This is a genomic window from Paenibacillus sp. FSL W8-0186 (assembly GCF_037969765.1).
GTDB lineage: Bacteria > Bacillota > Bacilli > Paenibacillales > Paenibacillaceae > Fontibacillus > Fontibacillus woosongensis.
The window spans coordinates 1828338-1843068 of sequence record NZ_CP150207.1; the positions used below are offsets into that span (position 1 = coordinate 1828338).

The 14731-nt window shown below is 49.8% G+C and carries 13 protein-coding genes; 10 read left to right on the forward strand and 3 right to left on the reverse strand.

Annotated elements, in window-relative coordinates:
- Nucleotides 1-172 precede the first annotated feature (172 nt).
- The gene (gene aroF, locus MKX50_RS07940) at nucleotides 173-1216 is read left to right on the forward strand and encodes a 3-deoxy-7-phosphoheptulonate synthase (protein ID WP_213589056.1); all 1044 of its coding nucleotides are present in this window, start codon (nucleotides 173-175) and stop codon (nucleotides 1214-1216) included.
- 142 nt (nucleotides 1217-1358) lie between these two features.
- Here the strand turns inward: aroF and MKX50_RS07945 are convergent, their stop codons facing one another.
- Nucleotides 1359-2384: a LacI family DNA-binding transcriptional regulator gene (locus MKX50_RS07945; RefSeq protein ID WP_213589492.1), complete on the reverse strand. Its 1026-nt coding sequence runs from the start codon at nucleotides 2382-2384 to the stop codon at nucleotides 1359-1361.
- Nucleotides 2385-2937: 553 nt separating this feature from the next.
- Between MKX50_RS07945 and MKX50_RS07950 the strand changes: the two genes are divergently transcribed.
- The 9 genes from MKX50_RS07950 to MKX50_RS07990 all read left to right on the forward strand — a co-directional run bounded on the left by MKX50_RS07950 (nucleotide 2938) and on the right by MKX50_RS07990 (nucleotide 12790).
- Nucleotides 2938-4296 carry an extracellular solute-binding protein gene (locus MKX50_RS07950; protein WP_213589055.1) on the forward strand — a complete coding sequence of 453 codons (1359 nt, stop codon included), beginning with the start codon at nucleotides 2938-2940 and terminating at the stop codon, nucleotides 4294-4296.
- Nucleotides 4297-4387: 91 nt separating this feature from the next.
- A complete protein-coding gene (locus tag MKX50_RS07955; protein WP_155609322.1) occupies nucleotides 4388-5281 on the forward strand; it encodes a sugar ABC transporter permease in 894 nt (297 codons plus the stop codon).
- A gap of 2 nt (nucleotides 5282-5283) precedes the next feature.
- Nucleotides 5284-6120, forward strand: coding sequence for a carbohydrate ABC transporter permease (locus tag MKX50_RS07960; RefSeq protein ID WP_213589054.1), 837 nt, complete (start codon nucleotides 5284-5286; stop codon nucleotides 6118-6120).
- A gap of 80 nt (nucleotides 6121-6200) precedes the next feature.
- A complete protein-coding gene (locus MKX50_RS07965; protein WP_213589053.1) occupies nucleotides 6201-8930 on the forward strand; it encodes a cellobiose phosphorylase in 2730 nt (909 codons plus the stop codon).
- Nucleotides 8931-9042: 112 nt separating this feature from the next.
- Nucleotides 9043-9930 (forward strand): hypothetical protein, encoded by an 888-nt coding sequence (locus MKX50_RS07970; RefSeq protein ID WP_213589052.1) that lies wholly within the window; start codon nucleotides 9043-9045, stop codon nucleotides 9928-9930.
- Nucleotides 9931-10088: 158 nt separating this feature from the next.
- A complete protein-coding gene (serC, locus tag MKX50_RS07975; RefSeq protein ID WP_213589051.1) occupies nucleotides 10089-11177 on the forward strand; it encodes a 3-phosphoserine/phosphohydroxythreonine transaminase in 1089 nt (362 codons plus the stop codon).
- Nucleotides 11178-11382: 205 nt separating this feature from the next.
- Complete coding sequence (trmL, locus tag MKX50_RS07980) at nucleotides 11383-11847, forward strand: tRNA (uridine(34)/cytosine(34)/5-carboxymethylaminomethyluridine(34)-2'-O)-methyltransferase TrmL (RefSeq protein ID WP_213589050.1); 465 nt, start codon at nucleotides 11383-11385, stop codon at nucleotides 11845-11847.
- 37 nt (nucleotides 11848-11884) lie between these two features.
- Nucleotides 11885-12481, forward strand: a complete 597-nt coding sequence (locus MKX50_RS07985) for a sugar O-acetyltransferase (protein WP_213589049.1) — start codon at nucleotides 11885-11887, stop codon at nucleotides 12479-12481.
- 63 nt (nucleotides 12482-12544) lie between these two features.
- Complete coding sequence (locus tag MKX50_RS07990; RefSeq protein ID WP_055108985.1) at nucleotides 12545-12790, forward strand: AbrB/MazE/SpoVT family DNA-binding domain-containing protein; 246 nt, start codon at nucleotides 12545-12547, stop codon at nucleotides 12788-12790.
- A 317-nt stretch (nucleotides 12791-13107) separates the two neighbouring features.
- Here MKX50_RS07990 and MKX50_RS07995 read toward each other — a convergent pair whose 3' ends face one another.
- Nucleotides 13108-14178, reverse strand: a complete 1071-nt coding sequence (locus MKX50_RS07995; RefSeq protein ID WP_213589490.1) for a phosphodiester glycosidase family protein — start codon at nucleotides 14176-14178, stop codon at nucleotides 13108-13110.
- Entirely contained in the window at nucleotides 14175-14564 is a 390-nt protein-coding gene (locus MKX50_RS08000; protein ID WP_244996346.1) for a hypothetical protein, read from the reverse strand. The genes MKX50_RS07995 and MKX50_RS08000 overlap by 4 nt, the downstream gene beginning before the upstream one ends.
- Nucleotides 14565-14731 lie beyond the last annotated feature (167 nt).

Sequence of the window (14731 nt, forward strand, 5' to 3'; positions counted from 1 at the left end):
TTTGCGGCTTTTGCCGTTTAGCCGGATGTAATGCTTGACGAGGTGAGCGGATTCGGTTATAGTTACTTTAGTGGTTAAAAGCTTCAAAGCGAACAAGCGTTTAAGCGACAAACTAAGTCTGGATATGTATAGATAGGGCCGCCAGGCCGAAACGATGAAAGGATGATGAATCGTGATCGTAATTACTTCTAACCAAACGCCGGAAGAGCGTATTCAGGAAATTATCGCCGTCATTGAGAAGGAAGGCTTGCAGGCGCATGTCTCGCGGGGCAGCGACCGTACGGTGATCGGGCTGATCGGCGCGATAGAGCCGAAGCTCGCCGAACACTTGCGCCAGATGAAGGGCGTAGAAAACGTCATTAAAATTTCTAAATCCTACAAGCTGGCCAGCCGCGATTTCCATCCGGAGAATACGGTGATCGAGATCGGGGACGTGAAGATTGGCGGCGGGGATCTCGTCGTCATGGGCGGTCCATGTGCTGTGGAATCCCCGGAGCAGATCGATGAAATCGCCCGGCTGGTTAAAGCGGCAGGCGGCCAGGTGCTGCGCGGCGGAGCGTTCAAGCCGCGGACGGGCCCATACAGCTTCCAGGGCGTTGGGGTAGAAGGACTGGTCATGATGGCCGAGGCTGGGAAAAAGCATGGCCTGCTTACGATTACGGAAGTGATGACGCCCGAATACGTTGATGTATGCGCAGAGTATGCGGATATTCTGCAGGTTGGTACGCGCAACATGCAAAACTTCGACTTGCTGCGCAAGCTAGGAACCTGCGGCAAACCGGTGCTGCTGAAACGCGGCTTCAGCGCGACCTACGACGAGTTTCTGAATGCGGCGGAGTACATTTTGGCAGGCGGGAATCCGAACGTAATGCTCTGCGAACGCGGTATCCGAACGTTTGAAACCTACACAAGAAATACGCTGGATCTGTCGGCGATCCCGGTATTGCAGGGCTTGAGCCATCTGCCGGTCATCTCCGACCCGAGCCATGGCACGGGCCGACGCGAGCTGGTAGAACCGATGACGAAAGCGTCGGTTGCCGCAGGCGCGGACGGGCTCATTATCGAAATGCATACTGATCCGGACAATTCGATGACAGGCGATGGGGTACAGTCCTTGTTCCCTGATCAATTTGCTGCATTGCTCCGCGATCTGGAGAAGCTCGCTCCATTAGTCGGCAAACGTTTCGATACACCGAAAGCGGCTGTTCAAGTATAAGGGAAGCTTCTATCGACGAATTGAATTTTTTATATAAAACCAACAACACCCCTCTGGCCTTCATGAGAACGGCTAGAGGGGTGTTGTTGTATGGACGCTGTATTTTGTGGGAGCCCTTTATCTATTTTATCTCCAGATCGGTTTATTTAAAATTATCGAATCTGCTGCCGCAGGATTCGCGGATAACGAGCTCGGGCTCCACGACGATGCTGCTCGTCTCGGACTGGCTATTCATCAGGTCGTACAGCATTAAGCCGGCCAGCCTGCCGATCTTCTCCTTGTTTTGCCGGATTGTCGTAAGCGCCGGATTCGTATATTTGCAGGCTTCGATATCGTCGCAGCCGATGATCGCCACATCCTGCGGCACCCGCAGCTTGTGCTCCTTCAGCGCGCGCATGGCACCGATCGCAATCAGGTCGGAGGCGGCAAAGATGGCTCGCGGCAGAGAGCCGGATCGAATCATCCGATTCATCGCTTCATATCCGCTCGTTTCAAAAAAATGTTCTCCGTTTACGAACCAATCCTCGTTCAAAGGCAGGCCGAAGCTGTCAATCGCGTCCTTGTAGCCGGCCTCGCGCATATTGGATATATCTGATTCCTGCGTGCTTCCGATATATCCAAGCTCCCGATAGCCTTGCAGGTAAAAGTGCTCTACCACTTTGTATGACATTTTGTAATTATCAGACATAATATATCCGGAATTTTTGCCCTTGAGCTCGATATCGACGCCGATGCAAGGAATGTCGCTCAAATCCAGCTCGCTGATGGAGGGTTCCAACTGCTGGCCTGTGACAATGATGCAGCCATCTACTTGGAAGTGCTTACAACGAGCGAGATACTCACCATCGACGGTATAGAACTTTTCGTTGGAGAAGAAAAGAAGATCGTAGCCGAGCAGGCCCACCTGCTTCTTAAAGGAGTTTAGCACCTCAACGAAAAAGGGATGGGTGAAATCGATATTGAGTTTACCAGCAAAGATAACGCCGATCAGGTTCGACTTTTTCGTTGCCAATGTTTTAGCCGAGTTGGAAGGAACGTAACCCGTCTGCTTCATAATTTCCAGAACTTTATTTTTCGTATCTTCAGAAATATCGCTATAATTGTTAATGATCTTGGATACGGTCGATACCGAAACCCCGGCCATTTCCGCGATCGTTCTAATATTGATGGACAAGAGACATAACCCCCTTCTTGATAAGGCAAGCACATGGACATTCGGATAGTAAGCCGTTAGTCCTTGGCATAGAGAAGCAAGCTTCGCTGCGGATCATGGAGCTTTAGACATAGCTGGATATGCTTTGTTTACGAAAATTTCATTACAAAAAAGCGTTAAAACTCATGTTTCGCGAAAATCACGAAAGCACTTTCGTAAAATATCTTACCTCTTTTTTTTTCCTCGGTCAATGCGGAAAAAGTCAGAAGGACATAATTAACCCTTGATTTATAAGGGATCATTTAACAATATGAGAAGAAACCCGAGGATACGACAAGAAAAACGAATTTATTTAAAATAGGACTTTACAAAAAAAATAAATGATGTAATAATGATTTTGACGAAACCGCTTTCGGAAATTCTGTCGTTAGAGCATTGGAACTACGAAAATACGAAACGGCGAAATGCTTGAGCTAGCTAGGGCTATTTTCATAGTTTAAATGTTTCAATGGAGAAAGCAGCCGATGAGGTTTCGAATAATCAATGACTGTAAATAGGGGGAAATATCATGGTCAAGAAAATTTCTGCGATCGTTCTTGCGGGCGCATTGACGCTAAGCTTGGCGGCATGCGGCAGCGGAAGCAAAGAAGCTACCGGAACCAACGGCGGCGATACCAGCAAAGCTTCCGGACAGAAACAAGTGATCAAGATTCTTCACTGGAAGCAAGAGAACATTAATAAGGCAATGAAAGAAATCAATGAAGCGTTCGAAGCAAAATATCCGGAGTACAAAATCGAGTACACGACGACAGGACCGGATGACGAGTATAAGCAAGCGCAAAGAGCAAGACTCACAGCGAACGACGTTGACATTCTTGCCGATTTGTCCGGCATGAGATTGTCTCCGCAGGAGTGGACGCCTGGCGCAAAGGTGCCTGACTGGGAGCAGTGGATCAACTCCGGTCTGATCGCCGATCTGTCAGATCAAGCTTTCGTCAGCAAATGGAACGCCAACGATATTGAAAAAGCCGGTACATATAAAGGCAAAGTATACGCCATTCCTACTGGCAAAGTAGCGATGTCCGGTTTGTTCTACAACAAAGAGATCTTTGAAGAGCATGGACTTGAAGTGCCGAAGACGTGGAGCGAGTTCATTCAATTGAACGAAACACTGAAGTCCAAAGGCATTACGCCAATCGGCGTAGCGGGCAAAGATGTATGGCCGCTGAAGCTGCCAGTGTTCGCGCTGCAAGCGAAAATTCTGGGTGGCGGCAATCAGCAAAAATGGATTGAAGGCGTATGGAAAGGCGAAACGGCGTTCAATGATGCCGAAGCGGTTGAAGTGCTTGAGAAAATGAAGACTCTTCAAGACAATTACATGATCGAAGGCTTCATGGGTATCGACTATGCATCCGCTCCTGCAATTTTTGCAACGGGCAAAGTGGCTATGCTGGCTGACGGTTCTTGGGATGCACCGACGATCGCTACAGCGAATCCAGACCTGAAGTTCGGTTATTTCCCAGTGCCGGCTACCGAAGATGCTGCGAAAAATGCTTCTTTCGTAGGTAAATACGATGTAACCTGGTATGTTGCCGAGAAAGGCCCGAACAAAGAAGGCGCCCTGAAATGGCTGGAGTTCTTCTCCGAGCCTGAGAACTACACGACATTTGTTAAAGCTGCCGGATTCATTCCTACAATGGATGGAATCTCGACGGACAGCGACTTCATCGATAACGAGTTGACGCCTTATCTTGGCGATTTCGAACTGGCTTATGAAATCATGATGATCAACCGCGAAAACGTAGGCGAGCATCTTGCTGCTGAAGGCGTGCATACGGAATACCTTGCACCAGGCGGAGAGTTCAAGACAGCGAAAGAGCTTGCTGACGTACAACAGAAAGAATGGGAAGCTGCGGCTCCTAAATAAGTTTCAAAGCGATAACCATACTGTACTGTCTCGGGGTCTGATTGTTCAGGCCCCGATCATTTATTGATTCGTAACCCGCGAGGTGAGAGAGATGTACCCATTTGGAAAAGGCATGGCCCGCTACGTACCCCTGTTGCTTTTATTAATACCATTTGCATTGTACGTAGTTTTTTATTTTGGACCTTCTGTGATGACGGTGATTTATTCCTTTACAGATGTTAAAAATCTTCCCGGCAGTACGATGAAATTCGTCGGGCTGGAAAATTATCATGATTTATTTTACTCCGGCAACTCTGGAGAACGTTGGCGCTCCATTACGAATACACTGATTTTCATGTTTATAGTAACGATTGTGCAGAACGGGGTCGCCCTGTTCGTAGCGGTTCTGCTGAATCAGCGGCTGCGCGGCGATTATTTCTATCGCGCCGTATTTTTCCTCCCGGTTGTGCTTGGGGTTGCGGTTGTTGCCCTGATCTGGGGGATGATGTTCGACCCGATGAGCGGTCCGGTAAACATGCTGTATGACTGGCTGTTCGGTTATAAGGACATGTTCTTTGCTAGCTTCACGCATGCTTTTGGCTACATTATATTCGTGCAAATATGGATGTACATGGGTTATTCCATGCTCATCTTTCTCGCTGGCCTGCAATCCGTTCCCAAGGATTTGTATGAGGCTGGCTATATCGACGGAACGAGCAAATGGCAGTCCTTCCGCCATATTACGTTCCCGCTTATCGCTCCATCCTTTACAGTAAACATGCTGCTATCGATCATCGGCGCCATGTCGACCTTCGATATTATTCTGGCAACTACGGATGGCCGCTTTAATACGAGAACAATGGCATATGACGTCTATAAGGAGACCTTCCGCGGCAGCCTTGACATGGGACTTCCGTCCGCGCTGTCCGTTGTACAGTTCCTGATTATTTTGGTCTTTGTTGTCGTGGCCGTTAGACAGACGCGCAAGAGAGAGGTGGAATATTAATTATGAAAAATTCCAGATCATTTGCAATCCTTTCTTACGCCGTTGTTGCAGTGCTGCTAGTTCTGTATCTAGTACCGCTTATTCTGGTGCTAAACGTATCTTTGAAGTCGTATCCTGAATATTTGATCAACCCGATTGGTTTCGTTAAGGAAATCCAGTGGAGCAACTATATCACTGCATGGACGGAAGGGAACTTCGCCAACTATTTCATCAACAGTTTGATTTATACCGGTGTCGCTACTGTGCTGACGATTATTGTGTCGGTCATGGGCGCGTTTCCGGTTGCGCGCAAATACGTGAAGTGGAGCGGGTTCATCTACATGTTCTTCCTGCTGTCGCAGTTCCTGCCGAACCCAATGGTTGCGCAGTACAAGCTGATGCTTGGCTTCAAGGAATCCCTTGGCATCTTCGGATATGATACGAAGCTCGGTTATATCGTTCTGAAAACGACGGGCACCGGCGTAGTATTCATGATGTTCGTCGGCTATATCAAATCGATCAGCCGCGAGCTGGATGAAGCCGCAGGGATCGATGGGTCCGGATACGTCCGTTATTTGTTCCAAATGGTAACTCCGCTGATGAAGCCAGTTATCGCGACCGGGGTTATTTTGACGGCAATCGGCATCTGGAATGACTTTGTCGGACCGATTATGTATTTGCCGAGTCAGACAAACTATCCGATAACCTTCGGATTGAAAGAGTTTAAAGGCCAGTACGGCAACAACTGGCCGCTGCTTGCCTGCGGAATTACCATCGTGGCGGCTCCGCTCATCATACTGTATACATTTATCCAGAAATATCTTGTAGACGGAGCTCTTGCAGGCGCCGTTAAATCGTAACCTGGTGAATCCCGCGCCTGCCTCACATGGAGCGGGATTCGTTATGAATAAAGGAATTTAGGAGAGGGAGAAGAGACGATATGACAAAGTCCGGTTGGCAGTTTCAAGGAGAACAGGGCGTATTTAAACTCAAGCATCCAGAGAAAAACAGTTATTTGTATTTTCCCTTAGTCAATGAAGCGGGAATGATGTCGGCCATTACGCCAAATTTACACGGGGGGATTACGTCAGGACACAATACATTTCTGATGGAGCCGGTATCGGTGGATGATTTACATAATTCCAAGGCTTCACGGAATTTCTGGCTTTATATTGATGGCTACGGCGCCTGGTCTGTTAGCGGCAATTCGGCGAAGCAGAATGCGGCTCAGTTCGTGTCTGATGAAGAGGAAAGCGAAATGGAAGCGGGCTTCTTGTGGCACAAGCTTACCCGTCATTATGCCAAGCTTGGCGTAAAGGCGGAAACGACCAGCTTTGTACCTGCTAAGGATGATAAGGTCGAGCTGATGAAGGTGAAAATCACCAACACTGGAACCGCTCCGCTTGAATTCACCCCCACAGCGGCGATTCCACTGTATGGGCGATCTGCCGATGACCTCCGGGATCACCGTCATGTCACTTCTTTGCTGCATCGCATTTATGTGGCTGAATATGGCATGGAAGTCCAGCCTGCGTTGTCTTTTGACGAGCGGGGACACCGTGTAAATAAAGTGACTTACAGTGTACTCGGGGCGGAAGGCAGCGGCAAGGCGCCTACCGGCATGTTCCCGATCAACGAGGAATTCATAGGGGAAGGCGGGGCGCTCGATTGGCCGGAGGCTGTCGTTCGCAACCGCGAACCGCTGGCGACCGCTGGCACTGAGCTTGAAGGCTATGAGGCGGTCGGCGCATTGCGATTCGCCAATGTACAATTATTGCCCGGGCAATCGGTGAGTTATGTCGTAGCCATGGTTATTTCGGACGATCGGCTGGAGCAAGGGAACTATGCATCCCAATACTTGTCCGAAGCGAAGTTCGACGCTTTGCTGCAGGAGAATGAAGCGTACTGGCGCGATAAGCTGGATACGATCAAATTCAAATCTGGCGATGCTGAGCAGGATCTTTGGATGAAGTGGGTTACCCTGCAGCCGATATTGCGCCGCCTGTACGGCAACTCATTCCTGCCATACCATGACTACGGCCGCGGCGGCAGAGGCTGGCGCGATCTGTGGCAGGACTGCCTGGCACTGATGGTGATGGAGCCGAACGAAGTAAGACATTTGCTGGTGAACAACTATGCAGGCGTCCGCATCGATGGCAGCAATGCCACGATTATTGGTTCCAAGCCGGGCGAGTTCATCGCAGACCGTAACAACATTCCGAGAGTATGGATGGATCACGGTGCTTGGCCTCTTCTGACGACACTGCTGTATGTGCATCAAAGCGGCGATCTGGATATTCTCCTGCAGCCGCAGACGTATTTCCGGGATATCTTTGTCAAGCGCTGTGGCGAACGGGATTTAAGCTGGAGCGCGGACAGCGGAAACAAGCTGACTACTGTAGATGGCAGCATCTATGAAGGTACCATTCTGGAGCATATTTTGCTGCAAAATATCGTTCCGTTCTTCCATGTCGGCGAGCATAACAATATCAAGCTGGAGGGCGCAGATTGGAACGACGGGCTTGACCTTGCGCCAAATCGCGGCGAGAGCGTGGCGTTTACGGCATTCTATGCCAGCAACTTGCTGGAACTGGCCGAGCTTTTAACCCATCTCAAGGACAATACGGGCATCGAAACGATCGAGCTTGCCGAGGAAATGGGCATTCTGCTGGATTCGCTCACAGGACCTGTGGATTACGAGAGCGTGGATGCGAAGCTTGCATTGCTGAATCGCTACTATGACGCCGTTACTCCTGCCGTAAGCGGCAAGAAGCTTAAGCTGGATATCGCGAAGGTGGCAAGCGATTTAAGAAGCAAGGCAGAATGGGCCATCAGCCATCTGCGCAGCAATGAGTGGATCTCCAGCCAGGAAGGCTATGAATGGTTTAATGGCTACTACAATGACGATGCCCAGCGGGTTGAGGGAGATTTCCCGCAAGGCGTGCGGATGACGCTGACCGGCCAGGTGTTCAGCATTATGGGAGGCGTAGCTACGGATGAGCAGGTCGGCAAAATATCCAAGGCTGTAGACCGCTATCTGAAGGATGCGAAAATCGGCTACCGCCTGAACTCGAACTTTGGGGGCATCCAGCAGAACCTGGGCCGGGCCTTTGGGTTTGCGTTCGGTCATAAAGAGAACGGCGCGATGTTCAGCCACATGACGGTCATGTACGCCAACGCGCTTTATAAGCGCGGGTTCGTCAAGGAAGGCTACGAGGTGCTGAACTCCATTTATAACCTTTCCACCGATTTTGAGCTGAGCCGCATGTATCCGGGCGTGCCTGAATATATCAATGAAAAGGGCCGCGGCATGTATACGTTCCTGACAGGTTCGGCCAGCTGGCTGCTGCTGACAGAGCTGACGGAGGTTTATGGGGTAAAGGGAAGCTACGGGCATCTGCATCTTGAGCCTAAACTGGTCAAAGAGCAGTTCGACGGTCAGGGCGAGGCTGCGGTGGAGACGTTGTTTGCGGATCGCATGCTGCAAATCGTATACCGCAATGCCGCTCTTCTCGATTACGGACAATACCGGATCGGCTCGATTGCCGTAAACGGCCAAAGCGTGCAATTCGACGCTTCGGGCTCTGGCGCTCTGATCCAGCGGTCCGTGCTGGATGCGCTGCCGAAAGAGGGCACGCAGCGGATCGAAATCGTACTGGAACAAAAGTAACTATAGAAAACCCTGTTGCTCCGAAGCTGTGAGCCGGGGTTTTCTGGCTTAACGGAGTTATTCAGCTAGAGAGAAAGAGCGATAGATCGCTTGAACATTAGAGGGGACAAGTATGGGATTTCAATTAAGCAATGAACATTTATTCGTAGACATCGCGGCTGTGGGCGATTACAAGGGCACACGCTTCGACTGGAGCGGCTTCATTACGGGCATCACTATGCGCGAAGGAAATCATTCCTTTTGCGTGCCAGAGAGCCTGAAGAGCGGAGAGGGCACTGGCGGATTGGGACTATGCAACGAGTTTTCCTTAAAGGAAGCCATCGGGTACGAGGATGCCCCGGTCGGGGGGCAGTTTCCGAAGCTCGGCGTAGGGCTGCTCACGCGAACGGATGCCGCACCTTATCAATTTTACCGGAATTATCCGCTGCAGCCTTACCGGATCGATGCTGAAGTAAGAAATGAGCAGAACATCGTATTTACGGTTCATCCAAAGAATTGTGGCGGGTACGCTGCGCGGCTGGAGAAGTCCATCTCCCTTGACCGGAACAGGCTGCGAATCGAGTATCAACTAAGCAATACGGGCACACGCGAAATCCGTACGGAGGAATATAACCATAATTTCCTGGGTATTGATGGGCAGCCAATCGGACCTGATTATGATTTGCAATTTCCTTTTGCGATTGAAGCATGGACCGATGAACCTGGAACGATGGATGGGTTAAGGATTGATGGAGGAGCAGTTGCCTGGGAGCGCGTGCCGGATAAGCCCTTTTATTTTCATATCGGCGGTTATTCAACCTGTGCGTCCCCTTGGCTGTGGGATTTAAAGCATCGGCCAAGCGGGGCCGGCGTTCGGGAAATAAGCTCCTTCCCGGTCTATTCCGCCGCGGTATGGGGAATGGGGCATGTCGTATCCCCGGAGATGTTTATCCGTATCGAGCTTCAGCCTGGAGAAAGCAAAAAATGGTCGCGGGTATATGAATTTTACCGCGAGCCTTGATCATTTCTTTGTCCAGATGAAGCGTTAATGTGTCAATTCTGCAAAATATCAAAATCTAATGAAATATCAGCTTGCTGGAAAAAAGAATAGTTGCTATGATAAACCTTATCAAAACTTCGAAAGCCTATAAACAAGTGTTAAGAGAGGACGGGGGAGAAATGAGCAAGAGAGCTTATAATTTTAACGCAGGACCTGCAGCGCTTCCGTTGGAAGTACTGGAACGGGCTCAGGCGGAATTTGTAGATTATCGCGGTACGGGAATGTCGATTATGGAAATGTCGCACCGCGGAGCGGTTTATGAGGAGACTCACAATGAAGCGGCTAGCCGCCTCCTGAAGCTGCTCGGCAATCCGGAGGGATACAAGGTGTTGTTCCTGCAAGGCGGCGCCTCGACACAATTTTCGATGATTCCGATGAACTTCCTCACGGAGGGCAAGACAGCCGGCTATGTCATGACAGGAAGCTGGGCCGGCAAGGCAATTAAAGAAGCGAAGCTGATCGGCGAAGTGTTCGAGGCCGCATCCTCCAAAGAGAGCAAGTTCATGAACCTGCCGGATCTAAGCAATCTGAAATTGCCGGACAATGCCGCATATCTGCATGTAACTTCCAATGAGACGATTGAAGGAACCCAGTTCAAGAGCTTCCCGGACACAGGCAGCGTTCCGCTGATCGCGGATATGTCCAGCGACATACTGTCCCGTCCATTCGATCTTACGCAATTCGGCATGGTATATGCCGGCGCGCAGAAAAATTTGGGGCCGTCCGGCGTAACTGTAGTCATCGCCCGCGAGGAGCTGCTTCAGGATTCGCCGAAGCACCTGCCGACGATGCTGCGCTACGACACACACGCAGGCAACAACTCCCTGTACAACACACCGCCTTCTTTCTCGATCTATATGGTAAACCAAGTGTTGAAATGGATCGAAGAGCAAGGCTCGCTTGAAGGCATCGAGAAGAAGAACCAGGAGAAAGCTGCGCTTCTCTACAACGCGATCGATAATAGCGGCGGATTCTACCGCGGATGTGCAGACACAGGCAGCCGCTCGTTGATGAACGTGACCTTCCGTCTGGCTTCGGAGGAGCTGGAGAAGCAGTTCGTGAAGGAATCCGAGAAAGAAGGCTTCGTCGGCCTGAAGGGACACCGCAGCGTCGGCGGACTGCGCGCATCGATCTACAATGCGGTGCCTTACGACAGCATCAAGGCATTGGTTGATTTTATGGCAGAATTCCAGAAGTCGAACGGATAAGCAGCCAAAGACGTTTAGCCGCGATTTACAAAAAGGGATCGTGAGATCCCGGAGCGGGCTCATCGGAGCGGGCTTCCCGGCTGAATAGATAAAGCCTCTCGCCATAGTCGATGGCGGGAGGCTTTTTTATTTTTAGGAAGCTGAATTCATTGTTATAATAAATATGTGAGAAATTCAAAACTGAAACTAGTGAGGAAATGGATGTATGACTTTGCATATTGTGCTTGTTGAACCGGAAATACCAGCGAACACGGGAAATATCGCGCGCACCTGTGCGGCAACGGGAATTCATCTGCACTTGGTGCGCCCGCTTGGCTTCCGCACGGATGATGCCACCTTAAAGCGTGCCGGGCTTGATTACTGGTATGCGGTAAATATCGAATATCACGATTCATTTCGAGAGGTCGAAGAGAAATACAGCGGCAGCCGCTTCTTCTTTGCGACGACGAAGGCCCAGAAGCGCTATACTGATTTCGCATACCAAGACGGCGATTTCTTCGTGTTCGGTAAAGAAACGAAGGGCCTCCCGGACGAAATTCTGCAGGCTCATCCGGATCAGTTGATCCGGATGCCGATGACGGATAAGGTGCGCTCCCTAAATTTATCCAATTCAGCGGCGATCATTGTGTTTGAAGCGCTGCGGCAGTTGGATTTTCCGGGAATGCAATAAGAGCAATAGACACCAAGAACGAAGAGAGGAATTGACCATGCCAAGAACAGAACGAGAGAAAATGTTGGCCGGAGAAATGTATGATGCTTCGGACGCGCAGCTGGTAGAGGACAGGCTGCGGGCCAGAAGATTAACCCGATTGTTTAATAACACGCATGAGGATGAACTGCCACGCAGAACAGAATTGCTGGGAGAACTGCTGGGATCGGCTGGGGAAAATGCTTATATTGAGCCGACCTTTCGCTGTGACTACGGCTACAACATTCACGTGGGCCGTCAATTTTACGCAAATTTCGACTGCGTTATTTTGGATATTTGCGAAGTGAGGATCGGGGATTACTGCTTCATGGCTCCTGGCGTGCATATCTACACGGCAACCCATCCGCTTGACCCGCAAGAGCGGAATTCCGGGCTGGAATACGGCAAGCCGGTAACCATCGGCAACAATGTATGGATTGGAGGCCGTGCTGTCATCGTTCCCGGGGTAACAATCGGTGACAACGTAGTCATTGCAGCCGGGGCCGTTGTGACTAGAGACGTTCCTCCTGGTGCTGTTGTAGGAGGAAATCCAGCAAAAATATTAAAATATGTCGAATTAAAGCAGGAATTCTCGGAAAAAGAGCGAAAGATATAGAGAGGGAAGTAGTATTTTCGTTCAACAATGTACATACCATTTTTAGGAGAGGTGTAAGTAAATATGAAACCTGCTGGTGTGGTCCGTAAAGTGGATCAGTTGGGAAGAATCGTTTTGCCCAAGTCGCTGCGTAAGAGGTATCAAATGAATGAGGGAGACCCTGTTGAAATTTTAGTGCAGGGAGACCATATCATTTTGGAACGCTATCGTCCAAAATGCGTGTTCTGCGGCTCTATGGAGAGCGTCAGCGACTTCAAGGAACGCTGCATCTGCAATCAATGCCTCGTTGAGATGAACCGCCTCACATAAGTCACATAATCAAGGAATATAGGCGTCTGCGCAATGCAGATGTCTATTTTCGTTGTTCTCTCCGCCTAAATAAGCTTCCCTTGCGGGAAGCTCATTTAAGGTCTTGCTTACAGTCCTTTTGTTTTATCGTTATTATACGACGAGGTCAAAATACCGCAAAGATACAAAGCAAACACCAAAGTCACGATCCAAAATGTCATCGAAAATGAAAACAAAGGTGACACCTCCACATTTAACTGCCTCTTATTATACCCGCCTCTGCCCAAAAAATAAATGCTTATATGATATATTTCATAGATAATGGCTGGAATGGCCTGTTATTTAAAGAACAGGAAATGGGTAGGCACGGGACGCAGCTGGCCATCCGAAGGATTATTGATCACTTTGCCATTCCATACGAGTGATGAGGATCCGCCGCCGTCCAGATTATAAGCGTTCACTACCCCCATGTTATACAGCTTGTCCTGTAGTTCCTGCAGCGTGGCTCCCGAGTTGCCATTCTCGTTGTAGCCGTCAATAACCAGAATGATTAACTGGTCGTCCTTATAGTTACCTATGACGGTTCGCGGTGCCCGCAGGGGAGAGGTTTGCCATTTTAAGGGTATTGCCGTTTTTTGTCCGTCCTTCAGCAGAATCGGCACGAAGGATGCTCCAAAGGAGGGCTCGAGCCTGTCCAGCTGTGCCTTGTCCTTGAATTTCCCGCCGATCAGTTTGCCGTTCTTATCCATGCCGACGAAGAACAAATCCTTATAGGAGGGCTCAAAGCCGTTCAGGTATTTCCCGTTGAGCATGGTTGTGCTCAGCGGGTAGCGCTTGCCCTTGGAATCCGCGAAACCGCCGGCATTGATTCCCGCAACGGCTCCGTACCGTGAAACGGCTTGCTTTGTCGTCTCCGAGCCGCCGAGCTTGTCGCCGCCGAGCGTCATTTTCATAGCTTCCGGAGACTTCAGCTTCACCTTCACTGCATATCCTTTATAGTTGCCGGGGTTCACTTTATACAGCTCAAGGATGATTCGCTCGCTCTTGATCGTTTCCTTCGGGCTGCCGAGCTTCGCGGTAATGCGCTTGTTATAAATGATTTCCGGTTTTGCTGCCGTATTCTGGGCCGTTTGCACGATTGTTGTCATCGTATTTGTCGTTTTGTGATAAAGCTCAGCCGTCTCGCGAATGGAGGAGATGGTATATTTGGCTGTTTCCTCGGCTTGTTCGAGACCGGACGAAATGGAGCCGAAGGCCTGATTCATCTGTTGAGCATCGGCAGTAATTAATTCTGGCTCGGTCGTCCAGCTGATCTTGGGCCCGCTCAGGATCAACGCGATAAGCAGACCGAACAGAGGGGCGGTCGCAAGCAGAAAGAACCGGTTTATTCCTTTGATCTCGGCCATTATTTCAACAATTCCATCTGTTTCTGCAGCTTGGCCAGCTGGTTCTTCACTTCGCTGAGCTGAGAATACAATTTATTGCTGTTATCGGTCTTATCGCTTGCGTTGTCCTTGGTGAAGGTAAGCAGTTCATTGAATGTCTCCACTTTGCTGTTCAACTGCTCCACTTGCTCGGATAAAGCCGTCAGCTGGGTCGTATAATCGGCTTTCATGATTTTCGTTTGGGCCTGTATGCGGGCATCGAGCTGATCCAGCATCGATTGCTTCAAATGATTGCTATACATATAAGCGGCAGTGACACCTGCGCCAATGAGCAGAATCCAAATAAGCAGAACGGTTTTTACGGAAGGCCTTCGCGTTCTCCTGCTGGGGAGTGGTTCGGAAGTGGTCATAGGCTCCGTAGAATAAGACAATTTCATCACCTCAACTTAGTAGTTCAAGTTTACATTCTATCACGAGCACTTTTTAATGGCAAAAAACGATAGATTGCTGTATTTGCTTCCTGTTGAATGGAAAATTTGTCCTGCTGTACAATGGCTGAAACGATGAGTCATGGAGG

Excerpts from the sequence above, each read along its gene's own strand:
- MKX50_RS07990 (WP_055108985.1), top strand. The coding sequence starts at position 12,545 with ATGAAACCTGCTGGTGTGGTCCGTAAAGTGGATCAGTTGGGAAGAATC.
- MKX50_RS07985 (WP_213589049.1), top strand. The coding sequence starts at position 11,885 with ATGCCAAGAACAGAACGAGAGAAAATGTTGGCCGGAGAAATGTATGAT.
- trmL (WP_213589050.1), top strand. The coding sequence starts at position 11,383 with ATGACTTTGCATATTGTGCTTGTTGAACCGGAAATACCAGCGAACACG.
- MKX50_RS07960 (WP_213589054.1), top strand. The coding sequence starts at position 5,284 with ATGAAAAATTCCAGATCATTTGCAATCCTTTCTTACGCCGTTGTTGCA.
- MKX50_RS07955 (WP_155609322.1), top strand. The coding sequence starts at position 4,388 with ATGTACCCATTTGGAAAAGGCATGGCCCGCTACGTACCCCTGTTGCTT.
- MKX50_RS07965 (WP_213589053.1), top strand. The coding sequence starts at position 6,201 with ATGACAAAGTCCGGTTGGCAGTTTCAAGGAGAACAGGGCGTATTTAAA.
- serC (WP_213589051.1), top strand. The coding sequence starts at position 10,089 with ATGAGCAAGAGAGCTTATAATTTTAACGCAGGACCTGCAGCGCTTCCG.
- MKX50_RS07950 (WP_213589055.1), top strand. The coding sequence starts at position 2,938 with ATGGTCAAGAAAATTTCTGCGATCGTTCTTGCGGGCGCATTGACGCTA.
- MKX50_RS07970 (WP_213589052.1), top strand. The coding sequence starts at position 9,043 with ATGGGATTTCAATTAAGCAATGAACATTTATTCGTAGACATCGCGGCT.
- MKX50_RS08000 (WP_244996346.1), bottom strand. The coding sequence starts at position 14,564 with ATGACCACTTCCGAACCACTCCCCAGCAGGAGAACGCGAAGGCCTTCC.